At 66.1% G+C, this 23,226-nt stretch carries 26 protein-coding genes; 12 read left to right on the top strand and 14 right to left on the bottom strand.

Going from position 1 to position 23,226, the window contains the following annotated elements; all coding sequences use genetic code 11:
• Positions 1 to 55: 55 nt before the first annotated feature.
• Positions 56 to 547, bottom strand: coding sequence for a thiol peroxidase (tpx, locus tag AC4ELH_RS26800; protein ID WP_055114335.1), 492 nt, complete (start codon positions 545 to 547; stop codon positions 56 to 58).
• A 62-nt stretch (positions 548 to 609) separates the two neighbouring features.
• Here tpx and AC4ELH_RS26805 point away from each other — a divergent pair, with 62 nt between their 5' ends.
• The gene (locus AC4ELH_RS26805; RefSeq protein ID WP_498887739.1) at positions 610 to 1,503 is read left to right on the top strand and encodes an aminoglycoside phosphotransferase family protein; all 894 of its coding nucleotides are present in this window, start codon (positions 610 to 612) and stop codon (positions 1,501 to 1,503) included.
• Positions 1,504 to 1,520: 17 nt separating this feature from the next.
• On the opposite strand, the gene AC4ELH_RS26810 is transcribed toward AC4ELH_RS26805, so the two are convergent.
• Both AC4ELH_RS26810 and AC4ELH_RS26815 read right to left on the bottom strand, forming a co-directional pair.
• The gene (locus tag AC4ELH_RS26810; protein WP_131812687.1) at positions 1,521 to 1,844 is read right to left on the bottom strand and encodes a hypothetical protein; all 324 of its coding nucleotides are present in this window, start codon (positions 1,842 to 1,844) and stop codon (positions 1,521 to 1,523) included.
• Between the two features lie 160 nt (positions 1,845 to 2,004).
• The gene (locus AC4ELH_RS26815) at positions 2,005 to 2,970 is read right to left on the bottom strand and encodes an o-succinylbenzoate synthase (protein ID WP_064958778.1); all 966 of its coding nucleotides are present in this window, start codon (positions 2,968 to 2,970) and stop codon (positions 2,005 to 2,007) included.
• A 103-nt stretch (positions 2,971 to 3,073) separates the two neighbouring features.
• Here AC4ELH_RS26815 and AC4ELH_RS26820 point away from each other — a divergent pair, with 103 nt between their 5' ends.
• Positions 3,074 to 3,325 carry a hypothetical protein gene (locus AC4ELH_RS26820; protein ID WP_082941542.1) on the top strand — a complete coding sequence of 84 codons (252 nt, stop codon included), beginning with the start codon at positions 3,074 to 3,076 and terminating at the stop codon, positions 3,323 to 3,325.
• A gap of 18 nt (positions 3,326 to 3,343) precedes the next feature.
• Entirely contained in the window at positions 3,344 to 4,006 is a 663-nt protein-coding gene (locus tag AC4ELH_RS26825) for an MOSC domain-containing protein (RefSeq protein WP_064879774.1), read from the top strand.
• Between the two features lie 27 nt (positions 4,007 to 4,033).
• On the opposite strand, the gene AC4ELH_RS26830 is transcribed toward AC4ELH_RS26825, so the two are convergent.
• Both AC4ELH_RS26830 and AC4ELH_RS26835 read right to left on the bottom strand, forming a co-directional pair.
• Positions 4,034 to 4,687, bottom strand: a complete 654-nt coding sequence (locus AC4ELH_RS26830; protein ID WP_498887742.1) for an HD domain-containing protein — start codon at positions 4,685 to 4,687, stop codon at positions 4,034 to 4,036.
• Between the two features lie 22 nt (positions 4,688 to 4,709).
• Positions 4,710 to 5,252 carry a cupin domain-containing protein gene (locus AC4ELH_RS26835; RefSeq protein ID WP_498887744.1) on the bottom strand — a complete coding sequence of 181 codons (543 nt, stop codon included), beginning with the start codon at positions 5,250 to 5,252 and terminating at the stop codon, positions 4,710 to 4,712.
• 101 nt (positions 5,253 to 5,353) lie between these two features.
• Between AC4ELH_RS26835 and AC4ELH_RS26840 the strand changes: the two genes are divergently transcribed.
• Positions 5,354 to 6,325 (top strand): GlxA family transcriptional regulator, encoded by a 972-nt coding sequence (locus AC4ELH_RS26840; RefSeq protein WP_498887746.1) that lies wholly within the window; start codon positions 5,354 to 5,356, stop codon positions 6,323 to 6,325.
• A 9-nt stretch (positions 6,326 to 6,334) separates the two neighbouring features.
• Here AC4ELH_RS26840 and AC4ELH_RS26845 read toward each other — a convergent pair whose 3' ends face one another.
• Together AC4ELH_RS26845 and AC4ELH_RS26850 are read right to left on the bottom strand one after the other, a co-directional pair.
• The gene (locus AC4ELH_RS26845) at positions 6,335 to 7,024 is read right to left on the bottom strand and encodes an Rv0518 family GDSL lipase (RefSeq protein ID WP_055114347.1); all 690 of its coding nucleotides are present in this window, start codon (positions 7,022 to 7,024) and stop codon (positions 6,335 to 6,337) included.
• 155 nt (positions 7,025 to 7,179) lie between these two features.
• Positions 7,180 to 8,394 carry an acyltransferase family protein gene (locus AC4ELH_RS26850; RefSeq protein ID WP_448448756.1) on the bottom strand — a complete coding sequence of 405 codons (1,215 nt, stop codon included), beginning with the start codon at positions 8,392 to 8,394 and terminating at the stop codon, positions 7,180 to 7,182.
• A gap of 329 nt (positions 8,395 to 8,723) precedes the next feature.
• Here AC4ELH_RS26850 and AC4ELH_RS26855 point away from each other — a divergent pair, with 329 nt between their 5' ends.
• A complete protein-coding gene (locus AC4ELH_RS26855; protein ID WP_064879766.1) occupies positions 8,724 to 9,038 on the top strand; it encodes a hypothetical protein in 315 nt (104 codons plus the stop codon).
• A 31-nt stretch (positions 9,039 to 9,069) separates the two neighbouring features.
• Here the strand turns inward: AC4ELH_RS26855 and AC4ELH_RS26860 are convergent, their stop codons facing one another.
• The gene (locus AC4ELH_RS26860) at positions 9,070 to 9,642 is read right to left on the bottom strand and encodes an Rv1352/Rv1906c domain-containing protein (protein ID WP_064879764.1); all 573 of its coding nucleotides are present in this window, start codon (positions 9,640 to 9,642) and stop codon (positions 9,070 to 9,072) included.
• 100 nt (positions 9,643 to 9,742) lie between these two features.
• Here AC4ELH_RS26860 and AC4ELH_RS26865 point away from each other — a divergent pair, with 100 nt between their 5' ends.
• The 5 genes from AC4ELH_RS26865 to AC4ELH_RS26885 all read left to right on the top strand — a co-directional run bounded on the left by AC4ELH_RS26865 (position 9,743) and on the right by AC4ELH_RS26885 (position 15,538).
• Positions 9,743 to 10,900, top strand: coding sequence for an alkaline phosphatase family protein (locus AC4ELH_RS26865; protein WP_498887819.1), 1,158 nt, complete (start codon positions 9,743 to 9,745; stop codon positions 10,898 to 10,900).
• 47 nt (positions 10,901 to 10,947) lie between these two features.
• Positions 10,948 to 11,274: a DUF732 domain-containing protein gene (locus AC4ELH_RS26870; RefSeq protein WP_055114354.1), complete on the top strand. Its 327-nt coding sequence runs from the start codon at positions 10,948 to 10,950 to the stop codon at positions 11,272 to 11,274.
• A 29-nt stretch (positions 11,275 to 11,303) separates the two neighbouring features.
• Positions 11,304 to 11,768 carry a DUF5078 domain-containing protein gene (locus tag AC4ELH_RS26875; protein WP_448449203.1) on the top strand — a complete coding sequence of 155 codons (465 nt, stop codon included), beginning with the start codon at positions 11,304 to 11,306 and terminating at the stop codon, positions 11,766 to 11,768.
• A 402-nt stretch (positions 11,769 to 12,170) separates the two neighbouring features.
• A complete protein-coding gene (locus AC4ELH_RS26880) occupies positions 12,171 to 12,644 on the top strand; it encodes an MmpS family transport accessory protein (RefSeq protein ID WP_082963616.1) in 474 nt (157 codons plus the stop codon).
• Positions 12,641 to 15,538 (top strand): MMPL/RND family transporter, encoded by a 2,898-nt coding sequence (locus AC4ELH_RS26885; protein ID WP_463806346.1) that lies wholly within the window; start codon positions 12,641 to 12,643, stop codon positions 15,536 to 15,538. Before AC4ELH_RS26880 ends, AC4ELH_RS26885 begins: the two co-directional genes overlap by 4 nt.
• Here AC4ELH_RS26885 and AC4ELH_RS26890 read toward each other — a convergent pair.
• Positions 15,535 to 16,308 carry an ArsR/SmtB family transcription factor gene (locus tag AC4ELH_RS26890; RefSeq protein WP_498887821.1) on the bottom strand — a complete coding sequence of 258 codons (774 nt, stop codon included), beginning with the start codon at positions 16,306 to 16,308 and terminating at the stop codon, positions 15,535 to 15,537. The two genes, AC4ELH_RS26885 and AC4ELH_RS26890, sit on opposite strands and share 4 nt — an antisense overlap.
• Before the next feature lie 549 nt (positions 16,309 to 16,857).
• Between AC4ELH_RS26890 and AC4ELH_RS26895 the strand changes: the two genes are divergently transcribed.
• Both AC4ELH_RS26895 and yaaA read left to right on the top strand, forming a co-directional pair.
• Complete coding sequence (locus AC4ELH_RS26895; protein ID WP_498887749.1) at positions 16,858 to 17,505, top strand: C40 family peptidase; 648 nt, start codon at positions 16,858 to 16,860, stop codon at positions 17,503 to 17,505.
• A gap of 53 nt (positions 17,506 to 17,558) precedes the next feature.
• Positions 17,559 to 18,305, top strand: coding sequence for a peroxide stress protein YaaA (yaaA, locus tag AC4ELH_RS26900; RefSeq protein WP_498887750.1), 747 nt, complete (start codon positions 17,559 to 17,561; stop codon positions 18,303 to 18,305).
• Between the two features lie 3 nt (positions 18,306 to 18,308).
• Here the strand turns inward: yaaA and AC4ELH_RS26905 are convergent, their stop codons facing one another.
• The 5 genes from AC4ELH_RS26905 to AC4ELH_RS26925 are packed head-to-tail and all read right to left on the bottom strand — an operon-like array spanning position 18,309 to position 22,856.
• Complete coding sequence (locus AC4ELH_RS26905; protein ID WP_418007462.1) at positions 18,309 to 19,226, bottom strand: TauD/TfdA dioxygenase family protein; 918 nt, start codon at positions 19,224 to 19,226, stop codon at positions 18,309 to 18,311.
• 30 nt (positions 19,227 to 19,256) lie between these two features.
• Complete coding sequence (locus AC4ELH_RS26910; RefSeq protein WP_082941549.1) at positions 19,257 to 20,327, bottom strand: PhnD/SsuA/transferrin family substrate-binding protein; 1,071 nt, start codon at positions 20,325 to 20,327, stop codon at positions 19,257 to 19,259.
• Positions 20,317 to 21,075 (bottom strand): ABC transporter ATP-binding protein, encoded by a 759-nt coding sequence (locus AC4ELH_RS26915; RefSeq protein WP_498887752.1) that lies wholly within the window; start codon positions 21,073 to 21,075, stop codon positions 20,317 to 20,319. The genes AC4ELH_RS26910 and AC4ELH_RS26915 overlap by 11 nt, the downstream gene beginning before the upstream one ends.
• Positions 21,062 to 21,925, bottom strand: a complete 864-nt coding sequence (locus AC4ELH_RS26920; protein WP_064879983.1) for an ABC transporter permease — start codon at positions 21,923 to 21,925, stop codon at positions 21,062 to 21,064. Before AC4ELH_RS26920 ends, AC4ELH_RS26915 begins: the two co-directional genes overlap by 14 nt.
• 1 nt (position 21,926) lies before the next feature.
• Positions 21,927 to 22,856, bottom strand: a complete 930-nt coding sequence (locus tag AC4ELH_RS26925; protein ID WP_498887754.1) for a TauD/TfdA dioxygenase family protein — start codon at positions 22,854 to 22,856, stop codon at positions 21,927 to 21,929.
• Positions 22,857 to 23,226: the final 370 nt, after the last annotated feature.

The raw sequence follows: 23,226 nt of genomic DNA on the forward strand, positions 1-23,226 counted from the left end.
CGCCGGCCGGTTCCTCACCGGCGCGGGGCGCGCCGGTGAGGAGGGATGACGACGATCAGAGTGCGGCCAGCGCGGCGTCGTAGTCGGGTTCCTGAACGATCTCCGGCACCAGCTCGGTGTAGGCCACCTTGCCGTCGGCGCCGATGACGACGACGGCGCGTCCCAGCAGACCGGCCATCGGACCGTCGGACATGGTGACTCCGTAATCCTCTCCGAAGCTGTCCCGGAAAGCCGACGCGGTGATGACGTTCTCGATGCCTTCGGCCCCGCAGAAACGGCTCAGCGCGAAGGGCAGGTCCTTCGACACGCACAAGACCGTGGCTCCGGCGGCAGCGGCCCGTTCGTTGAAGGTGCGCACGCTGGCGGCGCAAATCCCGGTGTCCACCGACGGGAAGATGTTCAGCAGCACCGACTTGCCCGCGAACTGGTCGTTGGTGACGGCACCGAGGTCGGTACCGGTGACCGAGAAGCTCGGGGCGGAGCTACCGACTGCCGGCAGGTCGCCGACCGTGTTGATGGGGTTTCCTTTGAAGGTGATCTGTGCCATGGGGCACAGTCTGTCAAAACCGTATGCCGAGCGGGCGGGCCGGGGTGCGACGATGGACCACGATGATCGATCTGCCAGGAGGCGTGCGTGCGATGGGCACGCGGGGACCGCAATGGCAATCATGGGTCGATGGCCTGCCACGACTGATCCGGACCCAGTTCGACGAATGGGACCTGCACGCCGACGGGCCCGCCGATCACGGCTACTGCTCGATCGTCCTACCGGTACGTACCGACGAGGGTGTGCCCGCAGTCCTCAAGGCCGCGTTCCCGGATGACGAGTCCGAACACGAACACCTCGCGTTACGACGGTGGGCGGGAGCCGGCGCGGTCCGGTTGCTGCGGGCCGATCCGCACCGGCGGACGATGCTGCTGGAACGGTTACACCACCGAAATCTCAACGAGCTCTGGGACATCGAGGCGTGTGAGATCGTCGCCGGGATCTACGGCCGGATCCATGTACCGCCACTGCCCCAGCTGCGGTCACTGGCCGACTACACGTCCCGGTCGACAGCTGACCTGGCACGTCTCCCCCGCAACGCCCCCGTTCCACGACGACTCGTGGAACAGGCGATCACCCTCGGCAGGGACCTGACCGCCGATTCCGGCGCCACCGGCACCGTGATCCACGGCGACCTGCACTACGAGAACGTCCTCGCCGGTGACCGCGAGCGATGGCTGGCGATCGACCCCAAGCCGATGAACGGCGACCCGCACTACGAGGTTGCGCCGATGCTGTGGAACCGATGGGACGAGCTGGCGGGTTACGTCCGCGACGGGGTCCGGCGCCGGCTGTCGGCCCTGGTCGACGCGGCCGGCCTGGATGCCGACCGGGCCCGGGCCTGGACCATCGTGCGGGTGATGCAGAACGCGATGTGGGAGCTGACCGAGGCACCGGCACCCGACATCGACGAGCTGACCCGATGTGTGGCGATCGCCAAGGCCGTTCAGGACTGACGTTCGGGATTGAGTGGTCAGATGACCTTGTACGTGAGGTCGTAGAGTGCGCCTGCGCCGCTGAACTGCTGGGTGAGCTCGCCTCTACCCAACTCGTCCGAGCGGATGAATATCGAGCCCACGTCCTGCATCTCGTCGGTACGCAGGTCCACCTCCCTCAACACGATCTCCAACTGGCCGTCGAACGGCAGCAGTCGGTCCAGATCCACCACATCCCCCTGGCACATCGACACAGCCTTGAACTGAAACCCGTCAGCTCTGCTGATACTGAGCTCGTCGGTCCCCGCGGAGTCCTGGGTCTTCACGGCCCGGAGTTCCGACAGCTTGGCGAACAACGACATGGCATCCTCCGTTGGATCTTCCTGCCAGCGGTAGCTGACCACGTCGATTCTCGAGTCGCCGCCACGCCGCACACATGCGTAGTGCGCTACTTGAATCTGTTCGGCGGAGGGTGCTGCGCTCAGCCCCGCGATACCCCGTCCGGGGTGGTATCAGAGCAGTTCACGATGCGGAAATGGCACACTGCAGACGCTCGCGCCACCACGCCACCCGGGCTGGGTCGGTGACCGCATACTGCTCGAGTCGGTCGGGCTGCGGCGCGGGCGGCATCGGCGCCACAGGCAGGTAGCCATCGACGGCGACCAGGGACCGCGAATCAGCGACGACATCGCCGGCGAGGAAGCCCCTGGTGCCCAACTCACACGCGAACGCCAACTCGGGTAAAGCCCCCGCCAGCGCAAGCCCCGACCCGAGTCCGATGGTGGTCTCCAGCGTCGAGGTGACCACACACGGCAACCCGCACGCCTCGGCGACGCGCAACGCGCGCCGGGCCCCACCCAAGGGTCCGGTGGCGAGCACGGCGATATCGGCCGCCTCACCGAGGCTCAGGCCCATCGGGTCGTCGGATTCGCGGATCGACTCCCCGGCCGCGATCGGCACCTCGACCCTCCTTCTGACCTGCGCCAGCTCGTCGATCGTCGGGCACGGCTGCGTGACGAACTCCAGTCCGCCGGCCACTCGATCGAGAGCGGCGATGGCGCTGACCGCGGTGTCCGGATCCCACCGTCCCTTGGCGTCGCACCGCAGGACGCCACCCGCACCGAGCCCGTCGCGCACGGCACGCACCCGCTCAAGGTCCTCGGCCAATCCCCCGACACCCACTTCGACCGCCGCGGTCCGACAACCCGATGCGGCGGCAATCTCGCGCGCCCGTGCGGCGTCCACGGCGGGAATGGTGATCGCGATGGGCACTCGGCCGCGCACCGGATCGGGCCAGCCGACGGTTCCCGGCTCGGTGGCTGACGTCAGCCACCGGCCCAGCGCGCCCTCGTGCGGCAGCGGGCTGAACTCCCCCCACCCCTGCGGGCCTTCGATCAGCATTCCCTCGCGCACGGTGAGCCCACCGACCGGCTCGATGGTCGGGATGGCGAAAACCGGCGCACGGTCGAAGTCGATGAGGGTCTGCACAACCACGTGACGCTAGCGGACCGAACCGGGCGTGGGCAGACAACCCGCGGCTTAGACTGCGCCCGTAGGTCCGAAAGAGGTGCAGCTCATGAGGAGACAGCCAATGACGAGCGCAGTGTGGCGCGGGGTGTTCACCGTGGTGTCGGCCGCGGTGCTGTCGGCCGGTTCGATGGCAGTGGCCACGATCGTGACGCCGGCCCCGAGCTCAGCCTGCCCGCCCGGGGAAACCGGCGTCACCAACGGTTGTTCGCCTTTCTGCATACCGGGCAGACAGCTCGACACCGCGACCGGGCTGTGCCTGCCCGTGCCGCCCTCCCCGCCGTCCTCGAATGGCGTTGCGACACCGCTTTTCTAAGCCGATACGCTGGGCGTCATGGCGCAGGTACTGACGGTCAACGTGGCCCATCCACGACCCAACACCGCCGAGGGCCGGGCAGTCACCGGCATCGACAAACGTCCCGTCGACGGGGCGGTCGCGGTACGCGCGCCCGGCCCGATGCACGGCGGGCTCGGTAGCGGCCTCGTCGGCGACACGATCGGCGACCAACAGTTCCACGGCGGCGACGACCAGGCGGTGTACGCCTACGCCCGCGAGGATCTCGACAGCTGGCAGACCGAGCTGGACCGCGAGATCGCCAACGGCGTGTTCGGCGAGAACCTGACGACCGCGGGCATCGATGTCACCAACGCCGTCGTCGGTGAACGGTGGCGGGTCGGTTCCCACGGGCTGGAGCTCGAGGTGTCCCGGCCGCGCATCCCCTGCCGGACGTTCGCAAACTGGTTGCAGATCAACGGTTGGGTGAAAACCTTTACCAGGACGGCGATCCCGGGTGCGTATCTGCGCCTGGTGACGCCAGGACCGGTATCTGCCGGCGACGAGATCGTGGTGACCGATCGTCCTGACCATGGCATCACCGTCGGGTTCGTGTTCCGGGCGCTGACCTTGGAGCCACAGCATCTGCCCACGATCCTGCAGGCTCCTGCTCTGCCGGAACCCCTCCGGGACCTCGCCGAACGCCGCACCTCCTCCAGCTGATCGACTCGGGTCCGCCTGTGGGACAGGCTATTCCGGCCACTTGTTGGCGAGGATCACTTCGACGAAGTCCTCCCGCACAAAAGTGTCGTCGAAGTGGGACAGCACGTCGGCGTTGACAGTGCCGAAGGTCGACCCGGGGCGCTGCCGTACCCCGTCGGTGAATGCCTGCAGGATGCGGTTCTTGAAGTCGGGCCGCGGATGCGCCGCGGTGACGGCACTCAGAACTTCCGGTGTCAGGTTGTCGAGGCCGATCCCGAGCACATCGGTTTCGACACCGGCTGTCACCAGCGCGATCTCAGGCTCGAGGAACTCGGGCACCCCCGGCGTGGTGTGCAGCGCGATGCCCAGCCAGACTTTGCGCGCGGCGGCCTCGTCGACCCCGCGCTGCAGCAGGAAGTCCCGTGCGGCGTCGGCGCCGTCGACCTCGAAGCGCAATTGTGACGACGTGCGGTACGCGTCGGTCAGCCCGATGTCGTGGAACATCGCACCGACGTACAGCAGCTCCAGATCTGGCTGCAGCCCTCGGCGCAGGCCCTGTAGCGCACCGAAGTAGAACACCCGGCGGGAGTGATGGAACAGCAGGTCGTCCTCGACGTCGCGGATGTACTCGGTGGCCTCGCGCACCAGCGCGGTGTCCGGCAGTTCGATCCCGCCGATGTTGCCGGTCAGTGATGTTGTCATGGATGTCTCCTTCGGACTCGACTCAATGGGTGGGTGGGTTGAGGTGGTAGCGGGCCACGATGTCGTCGAACCATTCCGGCACCCCGTAGGTGAGGCCGTACTTGTTCGAGAGTTCGATGAACTCGGCGGTGGTGTGCAGGCGTGGGCCGTCCGGCCCGGGTTCGCCGGCGGAGGTCAGTAGCTCACCGAGTTCGCGGAAGTAGTTCTCGAATCCGTTTCCCGGCGTGATGACTTCGATGATGCGACCCGGCGTCGAACCCGCGTTCCACATGGCGTGCATCTGCCCGCGCGGCTTCGTGATGTAACCGCCCGGTCCCAGAACCACTTCACTGTCATCTGACCGGAACCCGATCTCGCCGGACAACACGATCGAGTGCTCGTCCTCGTTGGTATGGCGGTGCGCCGCGGTGATCATGCCCACCGCGAAAGGATGCTCGACAATCGAGACCAGGCCTCCGGTGGTTCGGCCGGTGAGCTTGAAAACCGCCCCGAAGCCAGGGATTTCAGCCGAATCCCCGGCCCCGGGCTGGACCACTGTGACGGTTGCACCTGCGGTGAATGACATGCGAACCTCCTTGTCGGCGTGCAACCAGTCTGCGCCGCGACCCAACCCTTCGAGAATGTCCGATCTGCCATCTTTCCCACAAAAAGCGACACAATGGATGCATGGCACAGGGTGGGGAACCACGGAAGATCGTGATCGTCGTCTTCGACGGGATGAAACTGCTGGATGCCGCCGGACCAGCCGAGGTCTTCGCCGAGGCCAACCGGTTCGGCGCCGACTACCGACTGCGGTTCGCGTCGGTCGACGGCGCCGACGTCATCACCTCGATCGGCACGAGGTTCGCGGTGACCGATCGAATCGCGCAGATCGATGGCGTGGACACCGTATTGGTCTCCGGCGGAGACAATCTCGTGGGCCGGCCGATCGATCCGAGCCTGGTGGCAGCACTGCGAGATGTGCCCGCACGGGCCCGACGGCTCGCGTCGATCTGCACCGGGTCCTTCATACTCGCCGAAGCCGGCCTGCTCGACGGCCGCCGGGCCACCACGCACTGGCGGCATGCGCGGCTACTGGCGCGTGCCTATCCCACGATCTCGGTCGAACCCGACGCCATCTTTGTCCGGGACGGGGCTGTCTACACATCAGCGGGAGTATCGGCGGGCATCGATCTGGCGTTGGCACTGGTGGAGTCGGACTACGGCGCTGAACTGGTGCGCGACGTCGCCCGGTCACTGGTCGTGTATCTCAAGCGAGCCGGCGGCCAGTCACAGTTCTCGACGCTGGTCGAGGCCGACGCGTCGGCAGAGTCGGCGCTGCGTCAGGTCACCGACGCGATCGCGGCCGATCCGACGGCCGACCACAGCGTGAAAAGCCTTGCGGCACTGGCTTCGTTGAGTACCCGACAGCTGACCCGGCTGTTTCACGCGGAGCTGGGCACCACACCGGCGCGTTACGTCGAAACTGTGCGGGTCGATGTCGCACGAGCAGCCCTCGACGCGGGACGCCAGGTGGGAGAAACCGCCCGCCTGGCCGGTTTCGGGAGTGCCGAGACCCTACGGCGGGTGTTCGTCAACCACCTCGGGGTGTCACCACGGGCCTACCGCGACCGGTTCCGCACCACCTCCGGCGGCTGAGCTCCGCGCTCAGACCCAGCGCGGAAGTTCCTTGCCGATCAGCGGAGCGATCTTGTCCGCCATGTAGGCGTGGCCGGCGTCGGTCGGGTGGATGCCGTCCGCCCCGATCAGCTCCGGGTTGTCGAAGAACCAGCGTTCGGCGATCGGATCGACGAACATGGCTCCCACCTGCCGGGCCTGATCGCGCAGGATGTCGCGGACGCCGAGCAGATTCGGCGGAACATCGGCGTTCACCCATGGCGGCCCGATCACCAGCATCCGAGCGGTGGGAGCGGCCTGCCGGGCCATCGTCAGCGCATCGTGGCTCAACCGTGTCACCGCACCCAGGTCGGCATCCTTGTCGTTGCGTGACCCGAAGAAAACGATCAATGCATCGTCGGGCTGCACCGCCCGTGGGGTCAGGTCGGCGAAGACGCTGCCGCGGTTACCGCGCGCCTCATAGCCGGCGCCGCCCTCGGCCACCACATCGGCGTCGACCTGCACACCGCGCTGTGCCAATTTCTGCCAGGCCAGCGGAGCCCAGTTCCTCGGCCCCATGCCACCCTCGGCGGGCATGCCAGTGGTGTAGGAGTCTCCGATCACCGCGATGTGGCTGATCTGGGGATCCAGGCCGGAGGTGACAAAGCGCCGCTGAGGGGCCTGCGCGAACAGCCCCACCAGGAGGGCGAGCGAGACGATGAAAGTGGTCAGACGACTCACTGCAACCTCCACTGCCGGCGAGACCCAATTCGTCCCGGACCGCGATACCGAGACAGCCTAAGGTGTGAACCTGGGCCGTAGATAGGCGGCTGGTGACGCAGCGATAACAAGGGCATAACAACCTGTCGCGCAGCGGGTTTGGATGGTTACAACGGTCAGCCGGCGCGGGCTGGAACCTCGTCGGACCGGTCTGCGGAATCCGTGTCGATACGGTGCAGTTTCGTGTTCGTCGAGTCGACCGGCCGGATGTCGACCATCCGGCGCATCCAGCGTCTGGCAGGCTCCTCCACGAGGTGATAGAGCGCGATCGCGCCGATCACCGAGATCACGAACAGGCCGAGCAGCGTCGCCTTACCCGAGAGCGTGGGTGTCAAGGTCAGCTCGAATTGCCGGGTGGTCCAGATCCAGGCGGTATGGACCAGCTCGTGCACCATGTACAGGCCGAACGAGATTTGTCCGCCGTAGACAAGCAGTCGGGTGGACAACAATGCCGGCAGGCTGCCGACTCCGACCGCCAGGGCGACCACCTGCGGGACGAAGAGAATGTCGACCATGCCGCCCGCATCGCCGACGGTGTTCAACGGGTGCTTGTCGAAGAAGTACAGTCCGCCGACGATGGCGGCGCCCAACAGGATCGAGAGATAGCCCGCACCCTTCTGGGTCCGATCTGTCAGATGAAGCTTGCGCACCGCCGCACATGCCAGTGCGCCGGCGGTGAACTGCATGACGATGCGGGGCAGCCAACTCCACGGGGTGTAGAAGTGGCCGGTGGCCATCAACAGCACGACCGGTGGGACCGCGGCGGCGATGGCCAGTAGGACCAGACTGCGCGCCCGGGTCGCGCGGGCGATCCGGAAGATGACCAGGATCAGCGCACCGAACAGCAGGTAAGCCAGCCACTCGGCGCTGATCGACCACGCCGGCCCATCCCAGCTCGAGCCGTCGAAGTACGGCTCGAACCACAGCTGGACGAGGAACAGCTGCCGCACATAGCTGACGGCGTTGTAACCGCTCGTGTCCTCCGGCGGGATATGCCCGACGTTGAGGGTGAAGATCAGCCACAGTGCTGCCAGGTGCAGCGTGACGAGGTACACCGGCCACACCCGCGACAACCGAAGCCAGAGGAAGTGCAACGTGGCCCGGGTGGACCACGTCGGCCCCATCCGGTCGATGTAGTTCCAGGTCAGGACGAATCCGCTGAGGATGAAGAACAGGTCGACGCCCTGGGCGCCGCGGTCGAGTACGGGGGCCAGGGCCTTGGTGACATCGGGTGCCACCTGGTAGAGGAGGGGCCGGAAGTGGAACAGGACCACCCACACCGCTGCAACGATGCGCAGACCCGTCAGGGCCTTGATCTCTGCGCCGCGCACAACACCCTTTTCCGTATCCACCGAGCTGTTTCGTCACGTTCCCGCCGCGGCTGGCCGGGCGGATCGACCCGCGATTCGCGCAACCGGCAGCTCTCGCAGACTAGCAGCGCGCCCGTGCGGGTTGCGCTTCCCGCGCGGTGTGCATCTGCTGGACGACACGCCGGGCTGCCCGAACACCGGCTCGGGTGATCTTGTGCAGCAAAGCAATTGCCCGCGTCGACGTCCTCGCGGATCCTCGTGGCCGGCGCCGACCCGGCGTGTCCGATTCCTGGCAGTCCGCTCAGTGCGCCGATAGGCTCGAATCACGTGATCTCTCGGGGAGGTGTGAGATGACCAGCATCATCGGCCGCTGCGCTGCGGGTATCGGCGCGGTACTGGCGCCGTTCGGTCTGATGGCAGTGGTTACGGTCGCCACACCAGCGGTCAGCTGGGCCGACTGCGGTGCCGGAGAATGGTGGGATCCGGTGGCGAATGTGTGCCGTCCGCCGGTCGTGCCGCTCGGATGTGAGAACGGCGCCTGGTGGGACCCGGTGGCCAATACGTGTCGCCCGCCCGTGGTTCCTCCACCGCCGATGTGCGACAACGGCTGGTGGTGGGACCCGACCGGCAATGTCTGTCGGCCGCCGCTGATTCCGCCGGGCTGATCCTGCCGGGCAGGTCATCGAGCCCGAGCTGTCAGGGCATCGGCACCGAGGAACCGTCGTAGTTACGGGCATTGTTGTTCAGGCTGTCCATCCACGCGCGCAGTTTGGCGCCGCCCACCAAGGCCGGGATGGTGCCGTTGGCCGGGGTGTCGGGGGCTGCGTCGGTTGGCTGCCACGGCTGGCAACCACTCGTCTTGAACGCCTTGTCGGTCGCCTCGATCGTGATGACCTGTGGCTTCTTCGTGAACGCGTTGTCGATGATGTCGCCGCCGTGCAGATCCGCCATGCGCTTCCAATAGCAGGTGCCACCCTCGACCGGCCCGGCCGAGGCGTAGTTGCCCGGCTGAATATCGGTACCGACCATGAACAGGCCGTCGTGGTCGATCGCTTTTCCGCCCGCCGCGGCCGCGGGGGCCGCTGGGGGGGCCGCGGGATCTGCCGGCGCCGCGTCGACGGGACCGGGGGGCGGGCCCGGCGCGGGCACGGGCCCCGGCGCGGGACCTGGAGCCGGAACGACCGGATCGGCACTGGCGATGCCAGTGAACGCCCCGCCTGCAGATACCACCAGGGCGGCAGCGAGGATCACGGCTTTCATCGGCTTCATGAAAACCCAGGGTACCGGGTACGGCGCGGTGGTCTGGCGCCCTTGGGCCGAGGTCTGCGTCGACAAATCCCGCCGGCGTGATCTGTGGCACGCTCGCGGTGTGGAGCCTGCAAGTCCCGATCCCGATGCACCCCACCTGGCCGACGTGGTCCCGTCCGTGCTCGCTGCGATGGGCATACCCGGGTTCGATGCGCGGATCGCCTGGCCCGGTCCGATCCGCGGAGCATGCGTTCTGTTGATCGACGGACTCGGCGCCGAATTGCTCGCCGCCCACGCCGCCGACGCACCCGTACTCACCTCCATGTCGGATGCCGCCCACCGGACCCTGCACGTCGGGTTCCCGTCCACCACGGCAGCGGGGCTGGCGGCGATCGGCACCGGGTGCCGCTCGGGTGAGCACGGATTTGTCGGCTACTCCTTCCGGGTCCCAGAGGCCGGTCCGGAATTCGATGTGATGAACGCGCTGAGGTGGCGCCCCCATCCGTGGGGGCCCGACCTTCGCGACCGCGTGGTGCCCGAACAGATCCAACCGCTGCCCACCACGTTCGAACGGGCCGCGGCGGCCGGATTCGAGGTCTCGATCGTCTCGGGCGCCGAGCACGCCGGATCCGGTTTGACCCGGGCGCTGCTGCGCGGCGGACGCTATGTCGGCGTGCACGCTCTCGGCGATCTCGCCGCCGAGAGCATCGCGGCCGTCGCAGGCGGCGGCTTCTGTTACGGCTACCACGCCGACCTCGACCTGGTGGGCCACCTACACGGGCCCGGGTCGCCGGCCTGGCGGATGCAGTTGCGCCAGGTCGACCGCCTGGTGGAGTCGGTGCTGGAAGCTCTGCCGTCGGAATGCCTGCTGACAGTGGTGGCCGACCACGGAATGGTCGCCGTGGACCCAGCGGCGGCGATCGACGTCGACGAGTGCGAACCACTTCGCAACGGGGTGGTCGCGGTCGGTGGTGAAGCCCGCGCCCGGCACGTCTACACCGCCGCGGGCGCGGCCGACGACGTCCTCACCGCATGGCGGACCACCCTGGCGGATTCGGCGTGGGTGATGTCGCGGGACGAGGCCATCGGAGCGGGCTGGTTCGGCCCTCGGGTACGTGACGACGTCCGTTCCCGCATCGGCGATGTGGTCGCCGCCGCGCGCAGCTCAGCGGCGTTGCTGAGACGCCGAGTCGAACCCCTGGAGTCGGCATTGGTCGGCCATCACGGTTCGCTGACGAGCGCCGAGCAATATGTCCCGCTGCTGTCGGCGATCGGCTGAACCGACCGCGCACCCGAAACAGGCTTAGATGGGCTAAGATTCACCGCATGAAGCTTGCAGGGCTGGCAGTGATCGGTGCCGCGGCGGCAATCGCCTTCGCCGCTCCCGCACATGCCGAGATTGATACTGATTTCGCCAATGAGCTGCACACCTTCGGTATCTACGGGCAGCGGGACTACAACGCCTGGATCGCCAAGATCATGTGCAAGCGGCTGCACAACGGCGTCGACCACACCGCCCAGGACTCGGTCGGTTTCGTGAAGAAGCAACTGGCCAAGGACAGCACCGACGCCCAGTCCTGGCAGTTCACCGGCACCGCCATCAACTACTACTGCCCCGATCAGCGCGGAGTCTACGAGCAGGCCGCGCACTGATCCGCCTGATCAACACCTTTGGGAGCGACATGTTGAACCGCACGAGCGTCAAGAACCTGATCCGCACCGGCGTGGCCACCTGCGCCGTCGCAGGCAGCCTGGCCGGCGCCGGCATCGCAAATGCCGACGCCACCGACGACTACCCGATCCCCAACCGGATCCTGCGCACCCCCTGCACCGCCGAACAGATCATGGCCGCCGCCCGCGACGTCGAACCGGTCTACTACGAGCGCTACATGATCGACTACAACAACAAGCCGGTCGCCGACCAGCAAGGCGCCCAGGAGCGCATCCACTGGTTCTTCTCCATGGACTACGCCGGCCGCCGCCAGTACTCCGAGAACATGGCCACCAACGCCTTCTTCGAGAACATGTCCTGGCGCTGGCCGAACTGGGCCAAGCTGTTCTTCAACAACAAGGGCGTCGCGGCCAACACCACCGACGTCTGCCAGAACTACCCACCCAACGACATGTCGGTCTGGGACTGGCACTGATCCGAGGATTTCCAACGGGCTGGGTCCGGCCGCCGACACGGCAGCGGGCCCAGCCCGATTCCGTTAGCTCCATCACAATCAGCATTCCGATGCCTCGGCATCTTCCGGCCTGACGGCCCCGTAAATGCATCCTGACCTGCGGCTACGCGCCGGGTCGCGACGGTGGCCGGGCAGCACCCTGGGCGCACGATCACAGCTGTGTCACCGTTTTGCCACTCATTTAAATAGGCTAATATCTCGCTAAGTTTTTAGTTAGCCATTCGGCTAGACAGCGAGGCGTAACGAGGTGAACATGGTGCACGGGTGCTCCCCCATCGGCTGCCATGCCACAAGCATGGCGATGTCGCCTCGCCGCCCCAATGCCCACTTTGCCCACAACCGACGGACCGGTGCCATTTCACGATGACCAACGCGACGAAAAGCTCTCGCCGGAAACAGTTTTCGATTTCTGGCCTAGCCAAGAAGTTCTGGATCCCCCTGATCATCGTCGTGGTGGTGTTGGTAGGTGGGTTCACGGTGATGCGGGTGCGCACGTTCTTCGGCGCAGGCAATGGCTCGGGGATCTCCAGCGCGAAGGTCGATGACACCAAGCCGTTCGACCCCAAGGTCGTGGTCTACGAGATCTACGGCGTGCCCGGTGCGACGGCGGACGTGAACTACCTCGATCTCGACGCCCAGCCTCAGCGCATCGACGGGGTGACCCTGCCGTGGACGCTGCGTCTGGAGTCCACCGCTCCGTCGGTGTTTCCCAACATCGTCGCGCAGGGCAACGGCGACTCCATCAGCTGCCGCATCACCGTCGATGACGAGCTCAAGGACGAGAGAACCTCCAACGGCGTCAATGCCCAGACCTTCTGCTTGGTGAAATCTGCATGAGCACCCCTGACGCCCCGACCGACGCCTTCGGAGTCACCGAACCGAAAAAGGCCCACCACGGCGGGATCGCCAAGTGGATCCGGCGCCTGGCCGTGCCGATCATCATCGGCTGGGTCGTTCTCATCGGCATCCTGAACACCGTTGTGCCCCAGCTCGAAGAGGTGGGCAAGATGCGGTCGGTCTCGATGAGCCCCGACCAGGCTCCATCGATGATCGCCATGAAGCGTGTCGGCGAGGTGTTCCAGGAGTTCAAGTCCAACAGCTCGGTCATGGTGGTGCTCGAGGGCGACGAGCCGCTCGACATCAAAGCGCACGATTACTACGACGAGGTCGTCGCCAAGCTCGAGGCCGACAAGGAGCATGTCGAGCACGTCCAGGATTTCTGGGGCGACCCGCTGACCGCGTCAGGCGCGCAGAGCTCCGACGGCAAGGCCTCTTACGTGCAGGTCTACACCGCCGGTAACCAGGGCGAGGCGCTGGCCAACGAATCGGTCGAGGCGGTCCAGAAGATCGTCGAGAGCGTCACTCCGCCGCCGGGCGTCAAGGCATACGTGACCGGCCCGGCCGCGTTGGCCGCCGACCAGCACATTGCCGGTGACCGCAGTGTGAAGATCATCGAGGCGTTGACCTTCACGGTCATCATCATCATGCTGCTGCTGGTCTACCGCTCCATCATCACGGTGATCCTGACCCTGGTCATGGTGGTGCTCTCGCTGTCGGCAGCGCGCGGTGTCGTCGCTGCCCTGGGCTACTACGACATCATCGGGCTCTCGACGTTCGCCACCAACCTGTTGGTGACGCTGGCCATCGCCGCCTCCACCGATTACGCGATCTTCCTGATAGGCCGATATCAAGAGGCCCGAAGTGTCGGTGAGGATCGCGAACAGTCGTACTACACGATGTTCCACGGCACCGCGCACGTGGTGCTGGGTTCGGGCCTGACCATCGCCGGCGCCACGCTGTGTCTGCACTTCACCAACCTTCCCTACTTCCGATCGCTGGGCATCCCGTTGGCCATCGGCATGGTCACCGGCGTCGTCGCCGCCCTCACGCTGGGACCGGCGATCATCTCGGTGGCCAGTAGATTCGGTAAGACGCTGGAACCCAAGCGGGCCATGCGCACCCGCGGGTGGCGCAAGATCGGTGCCGCGGTCGTGCGTTGGCCGGGACCGATCCTGATCGCCACCATCGCGCTGTCGCTGATCGGTCTGCTGACCCTGCCCGGGTACAAGACCAACTACAACGACCGCAAGTACCTCCCGGCGGATCTACCCGCCAACACCGGCTACGCCGCATCCGACCGGCACTTCTCGCAGGCCCGGATGAACCCCGAGCTGCTGCTGATCGAGAGCGATCACGACCTGCGCAACTCCGCGGACTTCCTGGTCGTCGACCGCATCGCCAAGCGAATCTTCCAGGTGCCCGGCATTTCTCGGGTCCAGGCCATCACGCGCCCGCAGGGAACGCCGATCGAGCACACCTCGATCCCGTTCCAGATCAGCATGCAGGGCACGACGCAGATGATGAACATGAAGTACATGCAGGACCGCATGAAGGACATGCTGGTCCAGGCCGACGAGATGCAAAAAACGGTCGACACGATGGAGAAGATGCTCGGGTTGACCAAGGAAATGTCGGACACCACCCACAGCATGGTGGGCAAGATGCACGGCATGGTCGTCGATGTCGCCGAAATGCGGGACCACATCGCCGATTTCGACGACTTCTTCCGTCCGATCCGTAACTACCTGTACTGGGAACCGCACTGCTTCGACATCCCGATGTGCTGGTCGATGCGTTCGATCTTCGACACCCTTGACGGCATCGACACCATGACCGACGACATCCAGAAGTTGATGCCGGACATGGATCGTCTCGATGCGCTCATGCCGCAGCTGGTCACGATCATGCCGCCGATGATCCAGACCATGAAGAACATGAAGAACATGATGCTGACCATGCAGGCCACGATGGGCGGTCTGCAGGATCAGATGGAAGCGATGATGGAGAACCAGACGGCCATGGGCCAGGCGTTCGACGCTTCCAAGAACGACGACTCGTTCTATCTGCCACCGGAGACCTTCGACAATCCGGACTTCAAGCGCGGCATGAAGATGTTCCTGTCCCCGGACGGGCATGCGGTGCGGTTCATCATCAGCCACGAGGGCGACCCGATGAGCCCCGAGGGAATTTCCCACATCGATGCGATCAAGAACGCCGCCAAGGAGGCCATCAAGGGCACCCCGCTGGAGGGCTCGAAGATCTACCTCGGTGGCACCGCGGCCACCTTCAAGGACATGCAGGAGGGCGCCAACTACGACCTGATGATCGCCGGAATCGCCGCGCTGTGCCTGATCTTCATCATCATGTTGATCCTCACGCGCAGTGTGGTGGCCGCCGCGGTGATCGTCGGCACCGTGGTGCTGTCCCTGGGCGCCTCCTTCGGTCTGTCGGTGCTCATCTGGCAGCACCTGATCGGCCTGGAATTGCACTGGATGGTGCTCGCGATGGCGGTCATCGTGCTGTTGGCGGTGGGTGCGGACTACAACCTGCTACTGGTCTCCCGATTCAAAGAGGAGATCCACGCAGGTTTGAACACCGGCATCATCCGCGCCATGGGCGGCACCGGGTCGGTGGTCACCTCGGCAGGACTGGTGTTCGCGTTCACCATGATGTCGATGGCAGTCAGCGAGCTCGCCGTGATCGGCCAGGTGGGCACCACCATCGGTTTGGGTCTGTTGTTCGACACCCTGGTCATCCGTTCCTTCATGACCCCGTCGATCGCAGCCCTGATGGGCAAGTGGTTCTGGTGGCCGCAACGGGTGCGTCAGCGTCCTCTGCCGGCGCCGTGGCCCACTCCCGTCCAGCGCGACCCGCAGGACTCGCTGGTCTAATCGGCCTGCTCCAGTCCCGACTTCAAGCCGGACAGTTTGACCGGCCAGCCGTGCGAGATCATCTCTCGCACGGGGCCGGCCGGGTCGAAACCGTCGTGGACCACGGTGAGCTTCACCTGGTCCCCGACCGGTTCGATGTCGAACGACACCCGTGACCGGGGTTCGGCCGCCGCCTCGGCAAGAGTCTCCTCGCTGAGATCGGAGGCGACCTGTGTCAGTTCGGGCGTGAAGGTGTGGAATGTGAAGGCGAGCCGCTGATAGGGATCGGACTCGACGACGACCTGCTCTGGGTCGTCGATCCGCAGCCCGCCTTCGACCCAGGTGTAGGTCGAACCCTTCTGCCACTCGGATTCGATGGCGTGTCCCATGTAGCTGTCGGAGAATGCCGGGTTGGTGAGCGCCTGCCACAGCCTCTCCGGTGTGGTGCGGATATAGGTGGTGTACACGAACTCGCCCGGAACAGCGGGGTGCTCCAAGACCGTCTTGAGGTCTTGCAGTGCCTCTGCCCTCGTGGAGTCGTAGCGGTCGATCCAGCGGTCGGCGATGGCATTGATCGGTTCGGGGTTGAGGTAGTGCAGTTTCTCCCGTCCCTGACGCAGCGTGGTGACGAGGTTGGCCGCCTCCAGCACCGCCAGATGCTTGCTGACCGACTGCCGAGCCATCGACAAGCCGCTACAGAGCTGCCGCAGGCTCTGTCCGTCGCTGTCGTTGAGGCTGTCGAGCAGCAGCCGCCGACTCGGGTCGGCCAGCGCTTTGAAGACCTCGTCCACCCTCGCCATCCCGTCACAGCCCGGGCGCCCGGACTTTCTCGGTCAATCATGCAGCCATTAGGCTGCATGTCAAGCGTCACCGGCGCCGGGGATCGCCATCGCAACCGCGAATCGGAGCGCCCGATCAGGGCTCGCCAGCCACCATTCAACGGGGTGACGCCGTTGCCGGATTTACCGTGTCATGTCGATCCGCCCGTGTTCGCGTCCTCGGAGACGCTCGCCGCCACCCAGGACACCCTCCGGCCACGCAGGTAGTCGTCCTAGGCCCGAAAAATCCCTACCATCAATGTAATTCGGCCTATGCTTGCTCTGCGCAAGCCTTTGATCGACCCATCGCAGACCGGCACAAGCCCAGTGCCACAGCACTATTGGTGATTGTTTGACACGTCCACCGACCTCGGGCAAACGCATTCCGCTGGCAACCGAATTGCACGCGCAGGCAACCGCACTCAATCCGGAGATGCGTGAAACAGTCCATATCAGGCACCCCTTGTGAACGGAGTCACATATTTTGCCCGGCGGAAAACGGCTCTGCTAGCGTCCCGCCGCATGTTTGCTATCGCGACGCTTATGGCGCTTGTCCAGCAGGTTTCGGGCACGCCGTACATCTCGGGTGGAGACTCGCCGGCCGGCACCGACTGCTCAGGGCTGGCTTCTTGGGTCAGCAATATGGCAACCGGCCGTCCCGTCTACGGCGACCGGTTCAACACCGGAAACCAGGAGCGTGCGCTCCTGGCCCGTGGCTTCAAGTACGGGACCCAGCCCGGCGCCCTCGTGATCGGCTGGAACGGCGGCCACACCGCCGTGACCCTGCCGGACGGCACCCCGGTGTCCTCGGGCGAGGGCGGCCACGGAGTCCGGATCGGTGGCGGCGGTGCCTACCAGCGCCAGTTCAGCCACCACATGTACCTGCCGATGGCGGCAGAAGCGCCGCAGGAGGCGCCTGCGGACGCACCAATGGACCCGTTCGCGCCCCCGCCGATCGATCCCATGGCGGCTCCGGCGCCCATGGACCCCTTCGCGCCCCCGCCGCCGGTTGACCCGATGGCAGCCCCGGCCCCGATGGACCCGTTCGCCCCGCCGCCTCCCGCCGAAGCGATCCCGCCTGCGGCGCCGATGGACGCGCCGATCGTGCTGGACGTTCCGCCCCCTCCGGCTCCTCCTGCGCCCGACGAGCCGGCCCCGATGGCCGTCTGACATCACACCGGTCGGTGGCCGGCCAACCGCGAGCATTCGGATAGCGTCTGGATGTGCTCGTGCTCCTGCCACCATCGGAGACCAAACGCACCGGCGGGGACGGCCCGCCGGTGCGTTTGGACATTCTGAGCTCGCCAGAGCTCACCCCGCTCCGCAAGTCACTGATCGACGAACTGGTCACCCTCGCCGCCGACCCACCGGCCTGCCGGAAAGCGCTGGGCATCTCCGCCGGCCAGGACGCCGAGATCGAACGCAACGCCGCACTCCGCCAGGCGCCGACGATGCCGGCCATCGAGCGATACACCGGGGTGCTCTACGACGCCCTCGACGTCGGGTCGCTCCGCGGCGCGGCCGTCGCACGAGCCCGCCAGCGGCTGGCCGTCGGATCCGCCCTGTTCGGCCTCCTGCGCGCCGATGATCCGGTGCCCGCCTACCGGCTGTCCGCTTCGTCCAAACTGCCCGGACAACCGGGCCTCGCCAAACGTTGGCGCCCGCTGTTGGAACCCGTCCTGGCCGATGTCGCCGCAGGCGAGCTGGTCGTCGATCTGCGGTCTGGCTCCTACGCCGGTCTGGGCCGGATCCCCACTGCGGTCCGCGTGCAGGTCCTCGCCGAACATGCCGACGGCCATCGCACCGTGGTCAGCCACTTCAACAAAGCCCACAAGGGCCACCTGGCCCGCGCTTTGGTCAGCTCCCGCAGCGAGCCCGACAGCGCCGCCGGCGTCGCGGCGGTCGCCCGCCGCGCCGGCATGCACGTGGAACGCGACGGCGATGAGCTGACCGTCGTGGTCCCGGCCTGACGTTCAGGCTGCGTCGAACGGCTCGCCGTCGAGGGCCTGCGATGGCCGGCCGTCGGGACCCTGGGGCACATCCCCGACCAACGTCACGCGATAGAGCCGACGGTCGTGCTCGCCCGTGAGATCCGACGGTGCCAGGTGCACGGTCGCGCGGTTGTCCCAGAACGCGATGCTGCCCGGCTCCCACTTGAACCGCACGGTGTACTCGGGACGCACCAACTCGTCGTAGAACAGGCCGAGCAGGCGGCGACTCTCGTGCGGTGACACGTCAACGATATGGCTGGTGAAACCCGGGTTGACGTAGAGCGCACGCTCCCCCGTCTCCGGGTGGACCCGCACCACCGGATGCTCGGTCAGCAGCGGACGGCGATTCACCCGGCGCTGATAGTCCTCGGTTGCGGTCGTGCCGTCCGGTGGTGCGAACCGGTGCACCGCCCGCAGTCCGTCGGCGAGCCGCTGCAGCGGTGCGGACAGTCCGGCGTAGGCCGCGACGGTGTTCGCCCACTGGGTGTCCCCGCCGTAGGGCGGGATCACCTCTGCCCGGAGTATCGATGCGGCAGGCGGATTCACCGCGGCGGTGACATCGGCATGCCAGTTGGCCTTGTCGTAACCGCGACTGCTGCCGTACCGGGCCTTGAACCGGTCGGCGAAAATCGGATAGATCGTCGGGTAGTCCGGATCCGGGATGGAATCGAACAGTGGATGCGCCGGGGTCGGAGAGCCGAAGGCGCGGGCCAACCGAAGGTGATCGTCGTGGCCGATGAACTGGTCGCGGAAGAACACCACCTTCCATTTGAGAAGTGCGGCACGGATTTCGGCGATGTGCTCATCGAGTAGCGGTGCGGTGAGATCGATTCCGTGGATCTCGGCACCGATCCAGCCGGATTGTGGCCGGACGCTCAGTGCGGATGCCAGTTGTGTCATCGGTGTTGCCCTCGATTCAATATGGAGCCGTTAGGATTTCAGCGATTTCGGTGTGACACCGTCGAGTTCGTTCTGCGCGGTGACGATGTCGTTGTAGCGACCGTCCACAAAGGGCGACACATCGACGCGGCCCTTGATCGTTCCGGTCTCGTGCAGACCGTCGGCGACGGTCTGGAACAACGCCGTGGACTGCTCGTCGATCGGGTAGTACGAGGCGATCCCGTCCTCTTCGTACAGCTTCTTGCCCTGCTCGAAGGTGATGCCCTGAACCTTTACGTAGTACTGGTCGACCCATTGGTCGGCGTGCGTGTCCTTCCAGTTGTTGGCTGCGACGGCGCGCCCGAGGTAGTCCCCGATCGCCGCCACCTTGGCGGGATCATCGAGCACATCGCGGCGCACGATCAGGGTCTGAATGCCGGTGTTGATGCCCTTGCCGTCACCGAGGATCGGCGGCTCACCCAATTGGTAGTACTGGTTGCCCAGCACGATGGCGGCATCGACCGCGCCGGCGGCGAACGTCGGCACCACCTCTGCCCCAGCGAGTTCCACCGGCTGCACATCGGTTCGCAGGTCGAGGCCGTGGCGCTTGAGCAGCCCTGCGGTCACCATGTGGCGGCCCGACCCGGGCGGATAGGCGACCCGCTTGCCGCGCAGATCCTCGATGGTCCTGACCCCACTGTCGGGGCGAGCCACCAGGTAGTAGCCACCGCTGGTACCCGGATTCGCCTGCAACCCGATGGTCACCAGGTCTGTGACGCCACTGTCCACCGCGATCGGTACCGGTGCCTCACCGATGGATCCGACGTCGGCCGCGCCCGACCGCAGTGCCTCGATGACCGCGGCGCCGCCGCTGAAATCAGCGAAATCCACCTCATAAGGTGTTCCCTGGCCGGCATTGGCCAGGTTCCACGGCAGCGACTGTGTCCCGTTCTGCTCGGCGACGACGAGCTTGGTGCCGGCCGGTACCTCGGTCTTGGCGGCGATCTTCACCGTATCGATGGCGCCGCCGGACTCGTCGTCGGACAACCCGCACGCGCTGAGCAACAGCGGAACCAACAACAATGCGGCGGACCGCAACCGAATTCGACGGTCAAATGGCATCTGATGATTCCTTGTCTTCGGATACGCCGAGTTCGGACAGCAACCGCTTTCGCAGCGCAGTGAATTCGTGGGTGTCACGGGCCCGGGGTTTGGGCACCGTGACGTCGACATCGAGAGAGATGACGCCGTCGGTCAGCACGATCACGCGGTCGGCGAGCAGGATCGCCTCATCGACGTCGTGGGTGACCAACAGGACCGCCGGAGTGTGTCGGCGGTACAGATCCATCAGCAGTCCGTGCATCCTGATCCGCGTGAGCGCGTCGAGTGCGCCGAACGGTTCGTCGAGCAGCAGCAGCTGCGGTTCACGCACCAGGGCCCGGGCCAGCGCAACCCGCTGCGACTCTCCGCCGGACAATGTGCGCGGCCACGCCTTCGCCTTGTCCGCCAGATTGACCTCGCGCAGCGCCGCCAGCGCGCGCCGTTGTACCGCGGCACCGGCGGGCAACCCGATCGTCACGTTCGCCAGCACCCGCTGCCACGGCAGTAATCGGGAATCCTGGAAGACGATCGCCCGCCGCTCGGGTACCCGCAGGTAGCCGTCCACGTCACTGTCGAGTGCGCCCAGTGCCCGCAGGAACGTGCTCTTGCCGGAACCACTTCGGCCGAGCAGGGCGACGAACTCGCCGGCCCGGATCTCCAGATCGAGCCCGTCGATGATGACGTTGTCCCCGAAGCGCTTCCGGATGTCGCGGGCGATCACCACCGCCGCCGCGTCAACAGCGGCGGGCAGCGTGTCAGTCCCCGTCATAGGCCCGCCTCCAGGTGAGCAGCCGGCCTTCGAGGAAGCGGACCACCAGAATCGAGACAAGACCGAGAATTGCGTACACGGCGATCAACACGAAGACGATGTCGATCTGGAAGTACTCGCGGGCGTCGGTCATCATCCGCCCCAGACCCTTCTTGGCGTTGATCGTCTCGGCGAAGATCAACGACAACCAGGACGCCGTCAGCGCCAGCCGCAGGCCGACCAGGAATCCCGGAAGCGAGCCGGGAATGATGACTCGGTAGATCATTTCGGCCCGGCCGGCACCGAACGATCGCGCCGCCTCAACCAGCGTGGCATCGACGCTGCGGATCGCGCTGAACGTGTTGATGTAGATCGCCACGGCAACGGCAAGCGTGATCAGCAGGATCTTCGGCAGCTCGCTGATGCCGAACCACACGATGAGCAGCGGCACCAACGCGAAGTTCGGAACCGCGCGCAGCACTTCCATGTTGGCATCGACGAAGTTCTCCCCGATCCGGGACAGCCCCGAGATGAGGGCCAGCCCGAGGCCGAGCACGATACCGAACGCAAGGCCGTATCCGACGCGCAACAGACTGGCGGTCAGGTGCTCCTGAAAGGTCCCATCGGCGATCAGCGCCCACGCGGCACCGAGCACGCGCGTCGGCGGCGGCACGGTGCGCTCGTCGAAGATGCCGACCGTCGAGAGCAGTTGCCACAGTCCGACCAGCAGCGCCGGGCCCAGTAGCCGCTGCACCGAACGCGGCACCAGCGGTTTGCGCTGTGCCCGCCGGACCGCCGCCCGCGGGTCGACCAGTCCGCTGGGCGGGTCGGCATGCGCGACACCGGTCGGTCGCGACAGCAAGGTGGCCATGTCAGGCAGCGCCGAAGTAGTCGCCCGAAATCGACTCCGAGGCAACACCATCGGGGCCCACCGGAACGTCGCCCACCAGGGTGATGCGGTGCAGCACCCGATCACCCTCGACATGTTCGAAGTCCCGCGGTGCCAGGTGCAGGGCGGCGCGGTTGTCCCAGAACGCCACACTGCCCGGCTCCCACCTGAACCGCACCGAGTACTCGGGCCGAGCGATCTCCTCGAACAACAGATCGAGCAGGTGCCTGCCTTCCCGGGGCGAGACATTGACGATCTCCCGGGTGAAGGACGGATTGACGTAGAGGACCTTCTCCCCGGTCTCCGGGTGCACCCGGACCACCGGGTGGACCGTCGCCAGTGGATTGCTGCGCACCAGATCACCGATCTTCTCGGTGCTGCGTTCGGCCGATGCCGTCGAACCGAATCGGTGCTCGGCACGCAGTTCGTCGACGAGCGCCTGCACCGACGGAGACAGACCCGCATACACCGCAGCCACATTGGCGAACTGAGTGTCACCCCCGTAACCGGGCACCTGCTCTGCTCGCAGGATCGAATGCGACGGCGGGTTGATCAGCGGCGTGACATCGGCGTGCCAACCCGGACCGTTGGGACTCTGCCGCTTGCGGTACCTGGTGCCGTAGCGATGGTCGTAGGCGGCCGGGGACACCGTATGTATCTGCGGGAATCCGGCTGGGGCAGAATCACCCTCGTAGGGATGGCCCGGGGTGACTTCGCCGAACTGGGCACCGAACGCGATCTGTGACGCGTGGTCGAGGTCCTGCTCGCGGAAGAACACCACCTTCCACCGGTGCAGGGCCTCGCGGATCGCGGCCACCTGTTCGGGCGGCAGTGGCACGGACAAATCGGCCCCGTCGATAAACGCTCCGGTGAATCCCGACAGCGGACTGATAGTGAGTCCCGTGGAAGACATGGCCACACTCCCCTCGAAAGCGGCTGCATACATCGGCCATTCGAAGCTAACGAGGATGCCCGCAGGGCCAACCGGTTTGAATCGACGTGACGGGAAGTGCCGTCGTGGAGCGGGTGACCGATTTGTCGTTGCCGGCTGCCGGCCGAGTTGGTCATCCAAATCGCTTCTGCCTGCGGTGCACTGACTCTTTGCGAGGATATGACTGCGAATGTCACTGTTGCCGAGCTACTTTCAGCGCAGTGTCGACACAGGAGCACGACCGACCCACACCGCGAGCGGATTTCGGCCAATTCCCGGGTGTCACCCACAGCGCCCGGTCTCGTCGTGCACAATATGAGCTCGCGTCAGCGCCCGTCGCCTGTGCCACGCC

This window comes from Mycobacterium shunyiense (assembly GCF_058270075.1).